At 70.0% G+C, this 18,472-nt stretch carries 15 protein-coding genes; 6 read left to right on the top strand and 9 right to left on the bottom strand.

The genetic code is table 11. The annotated features are described in order from the left end of the window. Window positions 1–11: 11 nt before the first annotated feature. The 5 genes from IPK71_31170 to glgC form a co-directional block, all read right to left on the bottom strand. Window positions 12–749, bottom strand: coding sequence for a hypothetical protein (locus tag IPK71_31170; protein MBK8218214.1), 738 nt, complete (start codon window positions 747–749; stop codon window positions 12–14). After that, window positions 746–2,053 carry a M18 family aminopeptidase gene (locus tag IPK71_31165; GenBank protein ID MBK8218213.1) on the bottom strand — a complete coding sequence of 436 codons (1,308 nt, stop codon included), beginning with the start codon at window positions 2,051–2,053 and terminating at the stop codon, window positions 746–748. The genes IPK71_31170 and IPK71_31165 overlap by 4 nt, the downstream gene beginning before the upstream one ends. 39 nt (window positions 2,054–2,092) lie before the next feature. Then, window positions 2,093–2,281, bottom strand: coding sequence for a hypothetical protein (locus tag IPK71_31160; GenBank protein ID MBK8218212.1), 189 nt, complete (start codon window positions 2,279–2,281; stop codon window positions 2,093–2,095). Between the two features lie 115 nt (window positions 2,282–2,396). After that, a complete protein-coding gene (locus tag IPK71_31155) occupies window positions 2,397–3,101 on the bottom strand; it encodes a metallophosphoesterase (GenBank protein MBK8218211.1) in 705 nt (234 codons plus the stop codon). Continuing rightward, window positions 3,094–4,380, bottom strand: coding sequence for a glucose-1-phosphate adenylyltransferase (gene glgC, locus IPK71_31150; protein ID MBK8218210.1), 1,287 nt, complete (start codon window positions 4,378–4,380; stop codon window positions 3,094–3,096). The genes IPK71_31155 and glgC overlap by 8 nt, the downstream gene beginning before the upstream one ends. A gap of 74 nt (window positions 4,381–4,454) precedes the next feature. Here glgC and IPK71_31145 point away from each other — a divergent pair, with 74 nt between their 5' ends. Next, window positions 4,455–5,297: an XdhC family protein gene (locus tag IPK71_31145; GenBank protein MBK8218209.1), complete on the top strand. Its 843-nt coding sequence runs from the start codon at window positions 4,455–4,457 to the stop codon at window positions 5,295–5,297. Between the two features lie 34 nt (window positions 5,298–5,331). Here IPK71_31145 and IPK71_31140 read toward each other — a convergent pair whose 3' ends face one another. Then, a complete protein-coding gene (locus IPK71_31140; GenBank protein ID MBK8218208.1) occupies window positions 5,332–6,198 on the bottom strand; it encodes an extensin family protein in 867 nt (288 codons plus the stop codon). Window positions 6,199–6,324: 126 nt separating this feature from the next. On the opposite strand from IPK71_31140, the gene xdhB reads away from it, so the two are divergent. From xdhB to IPK71_31125, 3 genes are all read left to right on the top strand, one after another. Continuing rightward, a complete protein-coding gene (gene xdhB / locus IPK71_31135) occupies window positions 6,325–10,140 on the top strand; it encodes a xanthine dehydrogenase molybdopterin binding subunit (GenBank protein ID MBK8218207.1) in 3,816 nt (1,271 codons plus the stop codon). Between the two features lie 162 nt (window positions 10,141–10,302). Further along, window positions 10,303–11,739, top strand: coding sequence for a circularly permuted type 2 ATP-grasp protein (locus IPK71_31130; protein MBK8218206.1), 1,437 nt, complete (start codon window positions 10,303–10,305; stop codon window positions 11,737–11,739). After that, window positions 11,733–12,686: an alpha-E domain-containing protein gene (locus IPK71_31125; protein MBK8218205.1), complete on the top strand. Its 954-nt coding sequence runs from the start codon at window positions 11,733–11,735 to the stop codon at window positions 12,684–12,686. The genes IPK71_31130 and IPK71_31125 overlap by 7 nt, the downstream gene beginning before the upstream one ends. Before the next feature lie 7 nt (window positions 12,687–12,693). Here IPK71_31125 and IPK71_31120 read toward each other — a convergent pair whose 3' ends face one another. Beyond that, on the bottom strand, window positions 12,694–13,371 hold the full coding sequence (locus IPK71_31120) for a DUF4442 domain-containing protein (GenBank protein ID MBK8218204.1): 678 nt from the start codon (window positions 13,369–13,371) through the stop codon (window positions 12,694–12,696). A 54-nt stretch (window positions 13,372–13,425) separates the two neighbouring features. On the opposite strand from IPK71_31120, the gene alc reads away from it, so the two are divergent. Further along, window positions 13,426–14,922, top strand: a complete 1,497-nt coding sequence (alc, locus tag IPK71_31115) for an allantoicase (GenBank protein ID MBK8218203.1) — start codon at window positions 13,426–13,428, stop codon at window positions 14,920–14,922. Window positions 14,923–14,946: 24 nt separating this feature from the next. Continuing rightward, on the top strand, window positions 14,947–15,285 hold the full coding sequence (gene uraH / locus IPK71_31110) for a hydroxyisourate hydrolase (protein MBK8218202.1): 339 nt from the start codon (window positions 14,947–14,949) through the stop codon (window positions 15,283–15,285). A gap of 10 nt (window positions 15,286–15,295) precedes the next feature. Here uraH and IPK71_31105 read toward each other — a convergent pair whose 3' ends face one another. Beyond that, on the bottom strand, window positions 15,296–16,582 hold the full coding sequence (locus IPK71_31105; protein MBK8218201.1) for a phosphoenolpyruvate kinase: 1,287 nt from the start codon (window positions 16,580–16,582) through the stop codon (window positions 15,296–15,298). Then, window positions 16,579–18,318, bottom strand: coding sequence for a serine/threonine protein kinase (locus IPK71_31100; GenBank protein MBK8218200.1), 1,740 nt, complete (start codon window positions 18,316–18,318; stop codon window positions 16,579–16,581). Before IPK71_31100 ends, IPK71_31105 begins: the two co-directional genes overlap by 4 nt. Window positions 18,319–18,472 lie beyond the last annotated feature (154 nt).

Here is an 18,472-nt window from a genome sequence, read left to right as displayed (position 1 = left end):
AGGCGCTTAGGCTACCTGCACGAGATCCGTTTCTGCGCGGCGTTCTCGACGCGGCAGCCCGCCTTCGGGCACGAGCGCGACGTGGTGAAGCGGCCGTTCTGGCAGACGAGCTCGGTCGTCTCGTCCTCGGAGCAGACGATCTGGCCCGACAGGGTGCAGGGATCGCCGGGGCTCGCGAGGGTGTCGTCGCAGGCGGGGTTCCGCGCTCCTTTGCAGCCGTTCTTGCCGTGGCAGAGGCGGCTCTTCGCCGCGACCTTTCCGCGGCACACGAGGAGCGAGCGTTCGTCCTCGGCGCACACGGTGTCGCCTTCCGTCGTGCAGGGCGCGCCCTCCTTGGCGAAGGCTCGCGTGCATTCTGCACGCTTCCCGGAGACGTGGCAGTCGAACGTGGGGCACTCGAAGGCGGTCTCGAGCTTTCCGCTGCGGCAGAGGAGCGCGCGTCGGGCGTCGCTCGTGCAGGTGGATCGCCCGTCGTCGCCTTCGCACGCGTCGCCTGGCTCGGCGGTCGAACGATCGCACGTGGCGAGGGCCCCTTGGGCGACGCAGCCTCCCTTGCCACGGCAGGCCACCGAGACGAACGTCCCCTCGGCGCCGCACACGAGCGCCACGCTCCCGGAGACGCACTCGACGCGCCCCGGTTGGCACGGATCGCCCGCCGAAAAGAGGGCCTTCTTCGAGCACCCGAGCGCCACGACGAGCGCCGCCACGACGCCCACCGAAGCGCCCGAGAGGGCCCGACTCGGTCTCATGCCGACGGGTCGTGGCAGGTGAAGAAGAGGCGCATCACCATCGCCATGAGCTCGGGGTCCTCGGAGCCCCCGAGCTCGCGCGCCGAGTGCATGCTGAGCATCGGGTTGCCCACGTCGACCGTCCGGATGCCGAGGAGGCTCGAGGTGATGGGGCCGATCGTCGTGCCGCACGGGAGATCCGTGCGGTGTGCATATTCTTGGATGGGCACGCCGGCCTTGCGCCCGAGCTCGCGGAAGAGCGCGGCCGTCTCTCCGCTCGTCGCGTAGCGCTGTTGGGCGTTCGTCTTGATGACCGGGCCTCCGTTCAGCACGGGCTTGTGGCGCGGCTCGTGGCGGCCGTCGTAGTTCGGGTGCACGGCGTGGGCCATGTCCGCCGAGACGCAGAGCGAGCTCGCGAGCGCTCGGAGGTGGCTCTCCCGCGAGGCGCCCGTGGCGATCGAGATGCGCTCGAGCACGCGCGGCAAAAACGCGGAGCCTGCGCCCGTGACGCTCTCGCTGCCGACCTCTTCGTGATCGAAGAGCGCGAGCACCGGGACGACGTTGCCGGCTTCGGCCTCGGGGACGGCGCGAAGGAGCGCGTGCGTTCCCGCGTGGCACATGGCCAAGTTGTCGAGGCGGGCCGAGAAGAAGAGCTCGTCCGAGCGGCCCCCGCGCGTGGGCTTCGTGACGTCGAACAGCATGAGCTCGTGGGCCACGACGGTGTCGCGCGCGACGCCCACCTCCTTCGCGCACGTGGTGAGGACGTCGTCGCCCAGGCCGAGGCCGAAGATCGGCGCGAGGTGCTCTTGGCGATTGAGCTTGAGCCCGTCGTTCACGTCACGATCGAGGTGGATGGCGAGCTGCGCGACGCGGCACATGGGCCGCGCCACGGTCACGAGCTTCGGGACGATGCTCTCGCCCTCGCGCACGAGCAAGCGGCCGGCGATGCCGAGATCCCGGTCGAGCCACGAGTTCAGGAGCGCGCCGCCGTACACCTCGACGCCGAGCTGGGCGTAGCCCTCTTTGGTGTAGTCGGGCTTCGGCTTGAGGCGCAGGTTGGGGCTGTCCGTGTGCGCGCCCACGATGCGAAAGCCGCCCACCTTCCGACCGTGCGGGAGCACGAAGGCGATGAGCGTCGTCTCCCCGGCCACGACGAAATAGCGACCCGGGGCGAGGCCGTCCCACGGCTCGCGCTCCGAGAGCTCGCGGAAGCCCCCTCCGACGAGGCGCCGCCGCGTCTCGGCGACGGCGTGGTAGGGCGTCGGAGCGGCTCCGAGGTACGCGAGGAGGTCGTCGAGCGTCGATGAGGAGGATGTCTGGCTCACGCTACGCACGAAAGCGCCGACGTGCGCCCTCCGTCAAGCCTACTCGTCACGCGCCACGGACGTGGACGCCGAGGGCTCCGTGGCGATCGGCTCGAGCCAGACGACGTCGCTGAAGAAGCCACCGAGGCGCGGCGTGAGGACACGCGCGGGGGAATCGTCGGCCTCGCGGGCGAGGAGGCGATCGTCGGAGGAGACCGGGGCGTCGTCGTGAGCCATGTCGTAACTCATGTGAGAGTTACTAGCGCCGCGAGCGTGCACGCGCAAGCCCTCCGTGCCTCCTCGTGGCAGGGGAAAAGAAGACGCGCCGCGCTATTTCGCGCCGCGCCACGCCATGCGCGGCTCGTCAGTCGTCCCGCGAGTGCGGATCGAACCAGACGCGCTCGGCGGGGATCGACACGAGCTTCGCGCGACGCGCCGTGACGTCGCGGGGGAGAGTCTCGTTCTCCCCGAGCACGAGCGCGGTGAGCGCGCCGCCGTAGACGCAGCCCGTGTCGAGGCCGGTGGCGAACGGGTGGAGCTGGAGCTTCTCGATGGCGTTGTGCCCGAACACGTAGGAGACCGGCCCCTCGTGCACCTCGCCCCAGAGCCGTTTTTTTCCCGAAGGCGTGCGCGCGTTCCGCACGAAGAGGAGCGTCTCGGGCCGCTGGAGGTGGAGGGGCTCCTCGGGATCGATGCCCGCGTGGACCACCGTGAGCCCGTGTTCGTCGAAGGTGCGATAGAGCGGCGTCTCGCGGAGGAGGTCGACGTCGGCCTGGCCCAGGCGCGCGGCGATCTCTTGGTGCGGGCGCGAGGGGGAGCCCCCGAACGTCGCCCCGAGGCCGAGCTCCCGGAGCACACGCTCCTCGTGGTTCCCTCGCACGACCACGGCGCCGAGCGCGCGTGCGATCGCGAGCACGCCGAGCGAGTCGGGCCCGCGAGCGACGAGATCGCCCACGAACACGAGCCTGTCGCGCTCCGAAAATTGAACCTGCTCGAGCAGCCTCTCGAGCTCCGGTCGGCACCCGTGGACGTCGCCCACGAACACCGTCCGCCGCCCGCTCTCAGCCATTGATGTCGAGCACCTTCATCGACCCGTCGTCGCGCAGCTTGGCGCGCTTCGGGATCACGACGAGGCCCGTCTCGGTGACGAAGAAGCGGCGCCTGTCGGCCTCGGAGTCGTAGCCGATCTCCATGCCGCTCGGGATCTCGACGTCCTTGTCGATGATGCAGCGCCGGATCTTCGCGTGGCGCCCGATGCGCACCTTCTCGAAGAGCACGCTCTCCTCGACCTCGCTGAACGAGTTGATGCGGCACCCGACCGAGAGCACGCTCCTGTGGATGCGCCCGCCCGAGATGATGCAGCCGTGCGACACGAGCGAGTCGGTCGCGATGCCGACGCGGGCCTGGGCCGCGTCACGGAACACGAACTTCGCGGGCGGGTCGTGCGTGACGCCCGTGCGGATGGGCCACGCCGTGTTGTAGAGGTTGAATGCCGGGTGGATGCTGATGAGATCCATCTGGGCTTCCCAGTAGGCCTCGAGCGTCCCGATGTCGCGCCAGTACCCACGCGCGGCCGGATCCTCGCCCGGGACCGCGTTGGTCATGAAGTCGTACGCGTAGACCTTGAGGCCCTCGGCCACCATCGCCGGGAGGATGTCGTGGCCGAAGTCGTGCTTCGAGTCCTCGAGGCCGGTATCGGTGTAGAGTACATCCATGAGCGCCTCGGTCCGGAACACGTAGTTCCCCATCGACGCGAGGCAGTACCCCGGGCGGTTCGGCATCTCGGGCGGATTCTCGACCTTCTCGTGGAAGCCCACGATCCGGCCCTCGGCGTTCACCTCGATGACGCCGAACTGGCGCGCCTCTTCTTTGGGGACCGGGATCGCCGCGACGGTCGCGTCGGCCTGCCACGTCGCGTGCGCGTCGAGCATCTGGCGCACGTCCATCTTGTAGACGTGGTCGCCGCCGAAGATGCACACGTGCTCGGGCTGCTCGTCCGTGATGACGTGCTGGCACTGGTACACCGCGTCGGCCGAGCCTCGGAACCAGGATTTCCCCGTGCGTTGCTGCGCAGGGATGGCCTCGATGAACTGATCGAGGATCGGGGAGAGCCGCCACACGCGCGCGATGTGCTCCTCGAGGGACGCGCTTTTGTACTGCGTCAGGATCTTGATGCGGGTGAGGCCCGAGTTCACGAAGTTCGACAGGACGATGTCGATGATGCGGTAGCGCCCCCCGAACGGGACCGCGGGCTTCGCACGGTCGAACGTGAGGGGATGAAGCCTCTTGCCCTCGCCGCCGGCGAGGATCATGACGAGCACCTGGTTCGGCTCGAGCCGTCGAGTCATGCGGGAACGCCTCCGCTCCCGAAGATACCCGCATCCTGCCGCAGCGTCCCAAATTCGCGTAAAGTGTCACGTCGGTGCCACACGGAGATCGCACAGAGCCCCGAGGCGAGGCCGGTGAGGGGTTCGTCCCGCACGCGGCCACGCCCTCGGCGGTGCTCGAGACCGCCGCGAAGAAGGCCGCGCTCGGTCGCCGCGGGGCCATGGCCACGGTGCTCGATCGCAAGGGGTCGGCGCCCTCCACGCCCGGGCAGAAGCTCTACGTGTGCGACGACGGCACCTCGATCGGCACGGTCGGCGGTGGGGCCGTCGAGCGTGAGGTGCTCTCCGCCCTCGTACCGTACCTCGCCGACGATCCGCCCAGGGCGAGCGTGCGCGAGCTCCTCCTCGGGGCCGAGCTCGGCATGTGCTGCGGCGGGCGGGTCTCGGTGTTGCTCGAGCCGCTCGTGTCGGTCGAGCCGTGCCTCGTGGTCGGTGGCGGTCACGTGGCGACGGCCACGGCGCCCCTCCTCGCGCGCCTCGGGCTCGCGGTCACGGTGGTCGACCCGCGCGAGGCATGGGCCACCGAGGGCCGTCTCCCGGGCGTGAGGACGCTGGTCGGCGCGTTCGACGAGCTCGGCCGCGAGGTGCCCGAGCGGGGCATCTTTCTCGCGATGACCCACGATCACGGAGAGGATCAGCGCGCGATCGAGTGGGCGCTTCGGCGCTCCTTTTCGTTCGTCGGGGGGGTCGGCAGCCGCGCCAAGGCCGAGCGCACCAAAAAGCGCCTCCTGCATCGCGGCTTCTCCGAGAGCGATGCGGCGCGCGTGCGCATGCCCGTGGGCCTCGACATCGGCGCGCGCCTCCCCGACGAGATCGCCGTGGCCATCGCGGCCGAGCTCGTCGCGTTCCTGCGGGGGCGAGGGCCGGGGCAGACCTGACGAGGCCGTGTAAGGCTACGAAACTGCTGACGAATTACTCGCCGCAGGAGTCGGGGTGGTCGCCGCGATCGACGTCGATCTCGCCGAGCGAGCGCACGGTGGTGCTCTTCGGGTTGCCCGACTGGCCGGTGTCCATGTGCCAGTGGTTGCGGTGGTCGGAGTTGTAGTTCGGCGTGAGCACGGTCGAGAAGATCTTGAGCGCCGCGGTCTCGCAGACGATGTCGTAGAGGGTCTTGCTCGTGCCCGTCTGGCTCGTGCGCGCGGCGCCGCACGTCCCGCCGGCGGTGGCCTTGAAGTCGGTGTCCTTGTTGATGTCGACCGTGCGGCCGTCGTCGAAGGTGAGGTAGCGGACGTCGACCGCGCGGCCGAACGAGTGGTTCGAGTAGCCGTTCGACCCGCACGAAGGCTCGGGGTCGTTCACGCCGCGGCAGAAGTTCGTCTCGCTCCAGGCGCAGCAGCAGCGGTAGCAGTAGGAGCCGAGCGTCCCCACTTTGTGGATGCCCTTCGATTTCAGCACCTCGGCGAACCGGAAGAGGGTGCGCACGAACTCGCAGGCCATGGGCTGCGTCGTGGGCTTGTCCCCCATTTCGGACGCGAACACGACGCCGTTGATGGGCGCGTTCACGACGATCGCGTCGACCACACCACGGGCCTGCGCCTTCGTGAAGGGGACGTTCCGCTGCGTGAGGTCCTCGAGGCAGGGAAGGGCGGGGGCGGCGTCGACCTCGGGCTCGGGCGCGGCGTCGGCCTCGGGCTCGGGCTGGGGCGGGGGAGCGCCGTCGGCTTCGGGCGCGGGCTGTCCGGAAGGTCGCTCCACGACGACGACCTCGGTGCACGCGCCGAGCGCGACCAGGCACACGGAGGTAAAAAAGAGGGAGCTTTTCCGACGAGCGACGAGCATCCGGTTCCTATACACCGCTGCTGCGCTGGCGCCAGGTGCCGTTCGCGTGCGTCATGCCGCAGAGCGTCGCGCGGGCCGGGCATCGAGCGTGCGAAAGCCGGGCAATTTCGGGTAACTTAGGCCGTCATGGCGCACGCTTCCTCGTTTTCGTTCACGCTGAACGGCAAGCCGGTCACGGTCTCGTCCGAGGCCACCCACACGACGCTCCTCCAGTACGTGCGGGCCTCCGGGAAGACCGGCACGAAGGAGGGCTGCGCCGAGGGCGACTGCGGCGCGTGCACCGTGGCCATCGTCGAGCGCCGCGCCGACGGCACGCCCACCTACCGCGCCATCAACGCGTGCATCACGCTGCTCCCGATGGTGGCCGGGCGCGAGGTCGTCACGGTCGAGGGCATCGGCACACCCGAAGCCATGCACCCCGTGCAGGCCGCCATGGTCGAGGCCTACGGGTCGCAGTGCGGGTATTGCACGCCGGGCTTCGTCTGCTCCATGTTCGAGGCCTACTACCGAGACGACATTCGCGGAGACGCGGACCTCGTCGATCAGCTCAACGGCAACCTGTGCCGCTGCACGGGGTACCGCCCGATCCGGGAGGCCGCGGCCAAAGCCCGTGAGCAGAAGGCCCGCGCTCCCGAGGGGGATCTCTTCGCGCTTCGCTTGAAAAAACCGGCTCCCGAGCTCGGGCCTGTCGACTACGAGGCCATGGGCCGGCGCTTCGTGAGGCCCACCACGCTCGCCGAGCTCCTCGAGCTCCGCGCGAAGCACCCCGAGGCGGAGCTCGTCGCCGGCGCGACCGAGATCGGTGTCTACGTGAACAAACACGACCGACGCTACGCGCTGCTCGTCTCGACCGAGGGCGTCGCGGAGCTCACGCGTGTCGAGCGCACGGCGGATGCGTTCGTCGTGGGTGGAGCGGCCACCCTCACGGCGCTCGAGGACGCCATCGGCGAGGAGCTCCCGCAGCTCAAAAAGATGCTGCTCGTGTTCGCGTCGCGCCAGGTTCGAAACCGAGCCACCCTGGCAGGAAACCTCGTGACGGCCTCGCCCATCGGCGACATGGCGCCGGTGCTCCTGTCTCTCTCGGCCGACGTGGTCGCGTCGAGCGTCCGTGGCGAGCGCACGATCCCGCTCCACGCGTTCTTCGCAGGGTACCGAAAGACCGTTCTCGAACGTGATGAAATCGTTTCGAAAATCGTGATCCCGCGCGGGCCCTCCGGCGCGGCCCGGCGGATCGCCGCGTCGTACAAAGTGTCGAAGCGGCGCGAGATGGACATCAGCATCGTGGCCAGCAGCTTCGCCGTCGACCTCGACTCGAACGACGTGGTGGTCGCGGCCAAGCTCGCGTACGGCGGCGTCGCGGCGACCCCCGCGCTCGCCACGAAGGCCGAGGCGGCGCTCGTGGGGAAGCCGTGGAACGCGGCGACGGTGCGCGAGGTGTCGGCGGTGCTCGCGGGCGAGTTCACCCCGCTCGACGACGTCCGCTCCGGCAAAGACTTCCGGAGCGAGCTCGTCGTCGGACTCTTCGAGAAGCTCTTCGCGGGCGACGAGAGCGAGGCCCAAGAGGGGCTCCCGTGGTTCGAGCGCGGCGCAACGTTCACCTGCAAGGCCCCGAGCTTCGACCTGCCGCACGAGAGCGCCAAGGGGCACGTGACCGGCACGGCCCTCTACGTCGACGACGAGGCCCAGTCGAAGCGCGCGCTCGAGGTGTGGCCCGTCATGTCCCCGCACGCGCACGCGCGGCTCGTCTCGGTCGACGACGCCGAGGCCCGCGCGATGCCCGGAGTGGTCTGCGTGCTCACGGCCCGCGACGTCCCCGGCACGAACGACGTGGGCGCAGTCCGCCACGACGAGCCGCTCTTCGCCCACGACACCGTCCGCTTCGTGGGGCACATCGTCGCCGTGGTGGTCGCCGAGACACGGGAGGCCGCGAAATGGGCCGCGAAAAAGGTCAAGGTGGTTTACGAGCCGCTCCCCGCGGTCCTCGGGCTGCGTGAGGCCATCCGGCAGGGCAGCTACCACACGGAGCCTCACGTCATTCGTCGCGGCGACGCGGCCTCGGCGCTCGAGCGCGCTCCCCACAGGCTCTCGGGCGAGCTCGAGATCGGCGGGCAAGAGCACTTCTACCTCGAGTCGCACGCCGCCCACGCCGAGTGGGGGGACGACGGCGACGTGCGCGTGACCTCGTCGACGCAGCACCCGTCCGAGGTCCAGGCCGTGGTGTCGCACGTGATGAACGTCCCGAGGAACCGCGTCGTCGTGCGCGCGCCGCGCATGGGCGGTGGCTTCGGAGGCAAAGAGACCCAGGGCAACACGTTCGCGGCCATCGTGGCGCTCGCGTCGTCCGTCGCGAAGAGGCCCGTGCGCCTCCAGCTCGATCGCGACGTCGACATGGAGCTCACGGGCAAGCGGCACCCGTTCTTCGCGTCGTTCGACGTGGGCTTCGACGGCGAGGGGCGCATCGTCGGCGCGGCGATCGATCTCGTCTCGGACGGCGGGTGGGCCCTCGACCTCAGCGAGTCGATCTGCGACCGCGCCGTCTTCCACCTCGACAACGCGTACTACCTGCCCGCCGTGCGCTTCTCGGGCCGCGTGGCCAAGACGAACGTCGTCTCTCACACGGCGTTTCGCGGCTTCGGCGGGCCCCAAGGCATGGTGGTCATCGAGGAGATCGTCGATCGTATCGCCCGCACCTTGGGCAAAAAGCCCGAGGACGTGCGCGCCCTGAACCTCTACCGCGGCACCGGCGAGACCGCGACCACGCACTACGGGCAAGCGCTCGAGCACAACCGGATCGAGCGCATTTTCCCCGAGCTCCGTGCCTCGGCGCGCCTCGACGAGCGCCGCGCCGAGATCGCCGCCTTCAACGCGAAGAGCGCGCGGGTGAAGCGCGGCATCGCCATGACACCGGTCAAGTTCGGCATCTCGTTCACGGCGACCTTCCTGAACCAGGCCGGGGCGCTCGTGCTCGCCTACCGCGACGGCACCGTGCAGGTGAGCCACGGCGGCACCGAGATGGGGCAAGGCCTCTACACGAAGATTCGCGGCGTAGTCATGCGCGAGCTCGGCGTGACGGCCGACGCGGTGCGAATGATGAAGACACGCACCGACAAGGTCCCCAACACGAGCGCCACGGCCGCGTCGAGCGGGGCCGATCTCAACGGGGCGGCCGCGAAGGCCGCGTGCGACATCCTCCGCGAGCGCCTCCGGCCCGTCGCCGCGCAGCTCGTCGAGAAGAAGGTCGGCCGCATGGTGGCGCCAGCGGCCATGGTGTTCGCCGACGGGAAGGTCTACGCCGAGGACATCCCCGAGCACGCGGTGACGTTCGCCGAGGTCTGCGAGCGCGCCTACTTCGCGCAGGTGAACCTCTCGGCCCAGGGGTTCTACCGCACCCCCGGCATCGGCTACGACCGCACGAAGGGGATGGGAAAGCCCTTTTACTACTTTGCGTACGGCGCCGCCGTGGTCGAGGTCGAGGTGTGCGGGTACACCGGCATGAAGTCGCTCCGCCGCGTCGACATCCTCCACGACGTGGGCGACTCGCTGAACCCGGCGATCGACCGCGGGCAGGTCGAGGGCGCGTTCGTGCAGGGCGTGGGCTGGCTCACGGGCGAGGAGCTGAAGTGGAACGCCGAGGGGCGGCTCCTCTCGCACTCGGCGAGCACGTACCAGATCCCGTCGATCGGCGACACGCCGCCCATCTTCAACGTGACCCTCCTCCCCGACGCCGCGCAGCCCGGCACCATCCACGGGAGCAAGGCCGTCGGCGAGCCCCCGCTGATGCTCGCCATCGCCGCCCGCGAGGCCCTCCGTGACGCCGTCGCGGCCTTCGGGGACGGGTCGCCGGACCAAGGCCCCGTGCTGCTCGCGAGCCCCGCGACCCACGAGGCCATTTTCGCGGCCATTCGTCGCCGAACGCGGGGCGACCTCGCGACCTCGGGGTGACGCGAAACCTCTCGGAAACGGAAACCTTGATGACCTGATCGTGCCGGCCCGCGCGCTCCTCGAAGGCGCGGCCACGTCGCTCCCGGCGTGATCGTCGGAAAACCCAAGACGGGGGAAACCGTGGACCTCTCCTTCTACGACACCGGTGGTTTCTACGACGAGATGTTCGCGTCGCCCGGGAGCCCGCGCCCCGGGAGCGCCCCCATCACGAGCGAGCTCGAGAGGCTCCGCCCCGAGGAGCTCCGTCGCAGGCAGAGCGTGGCCGAGCGGGATCTCCTCCAGAAGGGCATCACGTTCAACGTGTACGGCGCCGACGGCGGCACCGAGCGCATCTTCCCGTTCGACGTCGTCCCGCGCATCGTCCAAAGCTCGGATTTCTCCGTCATCGAGCGGGGGCTCCGGCAGCGCATCTTGGCCCTGAACGCGTTCGTCGGGGACGTGTACGGAGAGCGTCGCATCGTGAAGGCGGGCCTCGTGCCCGAGGCGCTCGTGCTGTCGGCGAAGGGCTACCTCCCGCAGTGCCAGGGCGTCGTGCCCCCGCGCGGCATCTATTGCCACGTCGTCGGCACGGACCTCGTCCGCGACCGCGACGGCCAAATGTACGTGCTCGAGGACAACCTCCGCTGCCCGTCGGGCGTGAGCTACGTGCTCGAGAATCGCAGGCTCATGAAGCGGGTCTTCCCCGGGGTCTTGTCGGCCTCGAAGGTGCTCCCGGTGGACGAGTACCCCTCGCGTCTCCTCGCGACGCTCCGGCACCTCTCGCCGTCGTCGTCCCCCACGGTCGCCTTGCTCACCCCGGGCGCGTACAACTCGGCGTACTTCGAGCACGCGTTCCTCGCGCAGCAGATGGGCATCGAGCTCGTCGAGGGGCGCGACCTCGTCGTGCACCAGGGGAACGTGTGCATGCGCACGACCCGCGGCTACGAGCGCGTCGACGTCCTCTATCGACGCATCGACGACGACTTCCTCGACCCGGAGGTGTTCCGCAAAGACAGCCTGCTCGGCGTGCCCGGCCTCTTCGAGGTGTACCGCACGGGCCGAGTGGGGCTCGCGAACGCCGTGGGCAACGGCGTGGCGGACGACAAAGCGGTGTATATGTATGTTCCTGAAATGATTAAGTATTACCTCGGCGAGGACCCGGTCTTGCCGAACGTTCCCACGTTCTCGTGCGACGTGCCGAGCGAGCGAGAGCACGTCCTCGCGAACCTCGCCGAGATGGTGGTGAAGCCGGTCAACGAGTCGGGCGGGTACGGGATCGTGGTGGGCCCCAAGGCCACGAAGAAGCAGCTCGAGGACGTGCGCGCGGCGATCCTCGCGAACGGGCGAAACTACGTCGCGCAGCCGGTGATCGGGCTCTCGCGCGTCCCCACGCTGGTAGGCGACAGTCTCTGTGGGCGGCACGTCGACCTGCGCCCTTACGCGCTCTACGGAGACGACGTGTGGGTGTTGCCCGGTGGCCTCACGCGCGTGGCGCTCGTCGAAGGCTCGCTCGTCGTGAACTCGTCGCAGGGCGGGGGCAGCAAGGACACGTGGGTGCTCGGCGCGCCGCCCGACCGATCGGGCGCCGACGTCTCGCCGCGCGAGGAAGGCCGATGCTGAGCCGCGTCGCCGACGCCGTCTACTGGATGAGCCGGTACTTCGAGCGGGCCGAGAACACGGCGCGTGTGATCGGCGTGAACCACCTGCTCACGCTCGACGGCCCCGACGAGAGCGAGATCGACTGGGAGGCTCTCGTTCGCACCCTCGGCGACCACACGACGTTCGCCTCGCGCTACGGACAGGCGACGAAAGAGAGCGTCCTGCGCTTCCTCGCGTTCGACCCGAAGGCGCAGGGCTCGGTCGTGTCGTCGCTCGCGTGCGCCCGCGAGAACGCCCGCACCGTCCGCGAGATCATCTCGTCGGAGATGTGGGAGCAGGTGAACGAGACGTACCTCATGGCCGTCGAGGCGTCGCGCGATCCGGCCGCGGCACAGTCGCCTTTCGACTTCCTCGACTCGGTGAAGAAGGCGTCGCAGCTCTTCGTGGGCATCACGTACCTCACGATGACCCACAACGAGGCGTGGCATTTCGCGAGGCTCGGGCGCCTGCTCGAGCGGGCCGACATGACGAGCCGCATCCTCGACGTGAAGCACAAGCTCCTCACGCCCGACCCTACCGCGATGGGGGCCCCCTACGACGACATCTCGTGGGGCGCGCTCCTGCGATCGGCCTCGGGTCTCGAGATGTACCGCAAGCGGCACGGCCAGATCATGCCGTCCCAGGTGGTGTCGTTCCTCCTGTTCGATCAGAAATTCCCGCGGAGCGTGAGGTACTGCCTGCGCAAGGGGGAGCGCTCGCTCCACGCGATCACGGGGCGTCCGCTCGGGACGAGCGCGTCGACCGCCGAGGATCGCCTCACCGCGCTCGTGACGCGTGTCGAGCGCACCGACGTAGGCGAGGTGCTCTCCCGGGGGCTCCACGTGTGGCTCGACGAGCTTCAGCGGTCGTGCAGCGACGTAGGCGTCGCGATCCACGAGTCGTTCGTCGCCGTGCGCCGCGAGGTGTGAGCGCGAGCTACCCGCGGGATTTGGGCCCCACGAGGGTCCGGAGCGTCGCCGTGGCGACCACCTCGCCGGCCTCGTTGCTCATCTCGACGGGGACCTCGTACTCGCGGCGCTCGGAGGACGTGATGGGCGGCATGGTGCAGCGACCCGTGATCGTCCCGCGTGCCTTCTTGAGGTACTCGATGGACAGGCCGGCCACGATGAAGCGAGCGTCGTCGGGGAGGCCATACGCGAGCGCGACGTTCCCGGTGACCTCGGCGAAGTTCACGAGGGCCACGGCGTGGATGCAGCGGAGGTGGTTTCGCGCGTGGGGTTTGTCGAAGAGGACACACTCGGAGCTCCCCGGCTCGAGCCTCCGCACCTCGAACGGGATCGTGCCCGTGTAGGGCGCGGCCATGCCGATCGCGCGTGAAAAGAGCCGCTTGCCGCCGGGGACCTTGCTCGCGAAATTCCACAAATCTTTCAGGATGTTACCCTCTCTCGAGAGGGCGGCCGCGGGCGACAGGGAGGCGAGGGTCTCGGCGAAGCTCACGCCCGACGTTGTGGCAGAAAGGCGCGCGCTTGGCGAGCGCGGGCGTAGGGGCGAGCTCGCGTCGACGGCGAATTCCGCGTTCGCCCTTGACCCTCGCGAGCGCGGCCACCGAAAATGCCCGGCCCACCGCTTCGACGTTCGGCAGCCGCGACGCATGGGCTCCGCGCCCGGCCCGCGAGCGCGCGACCTCGGACGAGAGACGAGACGACCATGGCCGACCATCGCGACTACCCCGACCTCGCCGCCGCCCGAACCGGGGGCGCCGTTCTCCACGTGACGGACGAGACCTCCGCGAGGGCCGACGGCATGCTCGTGGTCACCGCGCCCGTCGCGCGTGGGGCCTCCGCGAGGGACGGGTGGGAGCCGAGGCGGCGCCGAGGTCCCGGTCACGACGCCGCGATCGTTCGCCTCGGCATGCCGGGCCGGGTGCGGGCGGTCGTCGTCGACACGTCGTTCTTCGAGGGGGAGCACCCCGAAGAGTGCAGCCTCGAAGGTGTCGCGTTGCCCGGTCACCCCGACGTGGCCGCTCTCCTCTCGGAGGACCTCGTGTGGACCGAGCTCGTGCCACGCGTCGCCCTCACCGCCGGCGCGGAGAACGTGCTCGAGGTCACGGCGAACGTGAGGGTCACCCACGTCCGGCTCCGCACCTTTCCGGGTGGCGGCGTGGCGAGGCTGCGTGTGCACGGCGAGGTGCTCCCGAGCCCTCGTGTGCTCGCGCGCCCCGAGAGCGACCTCGGGGCGGTCGAGCGCGGGGGTCGAGTCGTCGCGTGCACGGGGACGACCGTGGACGCGGCCCGTCGTCTCGTCCTCCCCGGGCGCGCGCTCGACCGAAGCGACGGGTGGGAGACACCTCGCCGTCGCGATGGCGGGCCCGACTCCGTGCTCGTCGAGCTCGCCGGTCGCGGTGCCCTCCATCGCGTCGTCGTCGACACGGCGCCCTTTCGCGGCAGCGCGCCCGAGAGCGTCACGCTCGAGATCGCCGACGCGCGAGGTCGGGACGTGGCGTCGCTCGGAGACACCGACTTCGTCGAGATCCTCCCGCGCACGAGGCTCCTCGGTGACACCGTCCACGAGATCGAGGACGAGCTCCGCCCTCACGCCCCGGGAACCCACGTTCGCCTGCGCGTCTGGCCCGACGGAGGCGTGGGTCGCCTCCGCCTCTTCGGCACGCTGTCCCCCGACGGCGCCGAAGCCCACGGTGTGCGCTACGTGAACACCCTCCCTGCGGGCGACGCGGAGCGGGCGTTCCTCCACTGCTGCGGCTCGCAGGTCTTCGCGCGGACGATGGCGCTCGCCCGACCGTTCGCCTCTCTCGAGGCCATGATCGCCGAGGCGCTTCGGGTGTGGCGCGGACTCTCTCCGGCCGACTGGGACGAGGCCTTCCGCGCGCACCCCGAGATCGGCGGCAAGAAGGCGGAGGGACCTCAGACCGCCACGAGCGCCACGTGGAGCCGCGGCGAACAGTCGAAGGTCGGCTCGGCCGAGGCGTCTACCCTCGCCGAGCTCGCGAAGGGAAACGCCGCCTACCGAGAGAAGTTCGGTCGCATCTACATCGTGTGCGCGACGGGCCGCTCGGCCGACGAGCTCCTCGCGATCCTCCGTGGGCGTCTCGGCAACGGCCCGGACGAAGAGCTCACGATCGCGGCCGACGAACAACGAAAGATCACGGAGCTTCGCCTCGAGAAGCTCGTCCTCGGGCGCCGCTGAGCGCCCCGAGAAAGGGAGACCACCATGCGTTCCGTATCGACCCACATCCTCGACACGACGTTCGGCAAACCTGCTGCTAACGTGCCGGTATTGCTAGAGAAACGAGGTGACGGCCGCTGGGAGAAGGAGGGGGCCGGGGTGACCGACGCCGACGGCCGGATTCGTGATCTCGTGCCCGAGGGCAAGCTCGAGGTGGCGACCTACCGCATCACGTTCGACACCTCCGCCTACTTCCACCTCCAAGGCATGGAGTGTTTCTACCCGGAGGTCTCGGTGGTGTTCCAGATTCGCGAGCCAGAGTCCCACTACCACGTGCCGCTCCTCGTGAGCCCGTTCGGCTACTCGACGTACCGAGGGAGCTGAGGTCGAGCGGTCAGCCGCGCGCGCCGTATTTTGCGACGAGGCGCGCGAAGTCGAGCGTCGAAAGGTCGCTCGCCGAGATCCCCGTGGGGGCGAGATCACTCTCGGAGAGGAGGGTGCTCGCGAGCCCCTGCGCGAAGAACGCGAGGAGCCCCTCCGCGGTAGCCGCGTCGTCGAACGTCTGGCCCGAGGCGCGGGCCCTCGCCGCTTGATCGACGAAGGCGGCGAGGCGCTCGGCGGACCTGTGGAGGTTCGCCTCGTAGTGCGCCGCGAGGGCGAGGTAGCGGCCGACGAGCTGCGCCGGATGCAGATCCCACCCTTGGTGGATGCCCGTCGAGAGGGCGGCCCTGACGTTCGCCGCGTGAGCGCGCAGCGCGTCGCGAACGGCGACGCGGTTCTCTTCGACCTGACCGGGGTCGAGCGCGCCGCGATGGACGGGCAGGGGGAGGCGCGTCGTCGCGCCGTCTGCGACCCGCACGCGGCCTTCCGCGCCGAGCACCATGAGGCCACGCGCGAGGTCGCAGAGGGGGTGGGCGAGAGACTGGAACGAGGCGGCGACGTCGCAGGCGGAGAGCAAATCGTAGGCGCCGAGGTGCACCGACGTGACGCGGCCCTCTCCCGCGTCGAGGAGGGCGCCGAGCGCGAGGCCTCCCCGCGCGACGAGCGCGCTCGGCAGCTCGATCATGAGCTCGAGCCCGAGGCTCCCCTCACGGAGCCCACGGTCCCGTTCGATCCAAAGGAGGAGCCTCGTGAACCTCGCCACGTCCTCCGGTCCGCGCACCTTCGGGAGCGTGACCACGAACCGCTCGGGAAGCGAGGCGCGATCGAGCTCGCGGGCGACACGCACGAGGGTCCGCGCGGCGCGCTCGGCGGTCGCGCGCTCGAACGCTCGCACGCGCACTCCCACCCAGCGCGGAGCCGCGGCCGGGCGGCTCGCGAGCACCGCGCCCACGCGCGTCGCGTCCGCGTCCTCTTCGTCGTCCGACCGGAGGCCGTAGCCGTCCTCGAAGTCGACGCGGACGTCCTCGAGGGGCGCCTCGGCGAGCTTCTTCTCGACCCTCCGGCGGATGGCGGCCGCGTGAGGAAGCGCACCTTCGCCGACGATCGCACACACGTCGCTCTCGTCGCGCACGACGTCGGCGAACGTCGCGCGGGCGAGGGCGCCGAGCTTCTCGAAGGAGCCTGCGCGGAAGAGGTGGGCGCCTCCGTAGAGCACCGAGACCGGCCCTTCGAGCCTCGGGCGTCGCTCGACCGTCCGGGCCGACTCGACGAGCGCGGCGAGCTCGGGAGGGAGGCTCACGCGTGGGCCCCTTCGCCGCCTTCGAGCTCGCGGAAGAGCGGGCGAAGCTCCTGGCGCTGTTTGAGCGGGAGGCAAAACTTCTGCATCTCGGCCTGAAGCTCGCGCTCGACGAGCTCCCGTGTCGCCTCGAGCTCGCGCGCCCGCGCCTCTTCCCGCGCGCGTTCGTCCTCGGCCTCTTGTTCGGCGCGAGCCAGCGCGGCGCGGAGCTCCCGGATCTGGAAGTCGATGTCGGACACACGGGCCTCCTTCCCGGCCGTCGCCGCCTCGAGCACCGCGACGTTCGCGCGCGACTCGAGCCAGTCGCGGATCGTCTTGCCGAGGGCCTCGTACGCGGCGGCGAGGTCGGCGGAGGGCTCGCGGAAGGCGCAGCGCCCCTCCCAGAAGAGGAGCTCCTTCTGGAGGGCGGGGAGGGCCTTCGGGAGCTCGGCGTCGGCCGCGCGCGCTGCGACCACGAGGGCCGCGGCCGCGCGTGACTCCTCCTTGGCCCGGGAGGCGTCTTGGCCGAGCTGGTCGACGGCGAAGCCGAGCTGGAGGCGTTTGTCGCGGCCCCGCTGCTCGGCGTCCTCGACGGCGTGGCGTGCGTCGGCGTGCGCGGCCTTCGCGTAGTCGTGGCGGGCGACGAGCTCGTGGATGTTGGCGAGCACGTCCAGGAGCTCCGACGGAGCGGCCTCCTTCTGGCCGTAGGCGAGGGCGAGCATCTCGTCGCACAGGCTCGTGCGGCGCTTCCACACGTCGGGGCTCGCCGGCTCGAGGGTGATGCGTGGCCCCGAGCTCTCGCTGAGCGTCTCCGGGGAGGGGGGCGCATCGAGCGCGAGCTTCTCCAAAATGCCGAGCAAAATCGATTGGATACGGTGGCCGTCGACCGGGCGCTGGTCGGGCTCCTTGGCCAGCATCGAGAGCACGAGCGCGTCGAGCTCCTCGGGCACCTCGGGGTTCTTCGCGCTCGGCTTCCCGGGGATGTCGCGCAGGTGTTTGACGAAGAACGTGGCGATGTCGGGGGCGTCGAACGGGAGCTCGCCGGTGAGCAGCTCGTAGAAGACGACGCCGAACGCGTAGAGATCGGCGGACGGGCCCGTGTCGGAGCTCTTGATGCGCTCCGGGGCCATGTACTGCGGCGTGCCGAAGAGCTCTCCCTGGCCCGTGAGGCGGCTGTCGTGGCGCGAGCGCGCGATGCCGAAATCGAGCAGCTTGACGAGGTCGCTCCCGTCCTCGCGGTGGCAGAGGAAGATGTTGTCGGGCTTGATGTCGCGGTGGATGACGTCGAGGTCGTGGGCGCGGGCGATGCCTCGTGCGCACTGCACCATGATGTGGAGCGCGCGCCGGAGCGTCATGGTGCGAGCCCCGATCGTCGCCGAGAGGGGGGCGCCGTGCAGACGCTCCATGGCGATGAAGGCCGTCCCGTCCTCCGTGTCGCCTTGGTCGAAGATCTCGATGATGTTCGGGTGCGTGAGCTTCTGGGCGTTCTTCGCCTCGCGCCGGAACCGCTCGCGCACGACCGGATCGCTCGCGAGCAGCGGGTTCATCACCTTGACGGCCACGGTCTTGCCGGTGACCTTGTTCGTGGCCTCGTACACGGTGGCCATCCCACCCTCGCCGATGACCTGCCCGACGAGGTAGCGGTCGGCGATCGTCGTGCCGATGCGCGGGTCGGGGATCCGCTCGAGCGTGCTCCCGTCGAAGACGCACGTCGTCAGTGCGTTCTCGAACGGCAGATGGCAGCGGGGGCACCTCTTCACTCGCGGCTCCGTCGTCGCCCGGCGGGGGCCGAGCGTGCGCCGAGCATACCGCAAGGCTCGCGCCGAGCGCGCCCGGTGTGAGATGAACGTCTGCTCAGTTCGGCCAAAATGCGGTCGTGGGCCGGATTTCGCGTCATAGTGCGGGCCGCGTCCC

The organism is Myxococcales bacterium (genome assembly GCA_016712525.1).
Taxonomy (GTDB): Bacteria; Myxococcota_A; Polyangia; order Polyangiales; family Polyangiaceae; genus JAAFHV01.
This window is presented reverse-complemented; position numbering and strand designations above follow the sequence as displayed.

Bases quoted from the DNA above. Each gene is read 5' to 3' on its own strand.
- IPK71_31170 (MBK8218214.1), bottom strand. From the start codon at position 749: ATGAGACCGAGTCGGGCCCTCTCGGGCGCTTCGGTGGGCGTCGTGGCG.
- IPK71_31160 (MBK8218212.1), bottom strand. From the start codon at position 2,281: ATGAGTTACGACATGGCTCACGACGACGCCCCGGTCTCCTCCGACGAT.
- IPK71_31155 (MBK8218211.1), bottom strand. From the start codon at position 3,101: ATGGCTGAGAGCGGGCGGCGGACGGTGTTCGTGGGCGACGTCCACGGG.
- glgC (MBK8218210.1), bottom strand. From the start codon at position 4,380: ATGACTCGACGGCTCGAGCCGAACCAGGTGCTCGTCATGATCCTCGCC.
- IPK71_31140 (MBK8218208.1), bottom strand. From the start codon at position 6,198: ATGCTCGTCGCTCGTCGGAAAAGCTCCCTCTTTTTTACCTCCGTGTGC.
- xdhB (MBK8218207.1), top strand. From the start codon at position 6,325: ATGGCGCACGCTTCCTCGTTTTCGTTCACGCTGAACGGCAAGCCGGTC.
- IPK71_31130 (MBK8218206.1), top strand. From the start codon at position 10,303: ATGTTCGCGTCGCCCGGGAGCCCGCGCCCCGGGAGCGCCCCCATCACG.
- IPK71_31125 (MBK8218205.1), top strand. From the start codon at position 11,733: ATGCTGAGCCGCGTCGCCGACGCCGTCTACTGGATGAGCCGGTACTTC.
- IPK71_31120 (MBK8218204.1), bottom strand. From the start codon at position 13,371: ATGCGTCGCGGCTGCCGAACGTCGAAGCGGTGGGCCGGGCATTTTCGG.
- alc (MBK8218203.1), top strand. From the start codon at position 13,426: ATGGCCGACCATCGCGACTACCCCGACCTCGCCGCCGCCCGAACCGGG.
- uraH (MBK8218202.1), top strand. From the start codon at position 14,947: ATGCGTTCCGTATCGACCCACATCCTCGACACGACGTTCGGCAAACCT.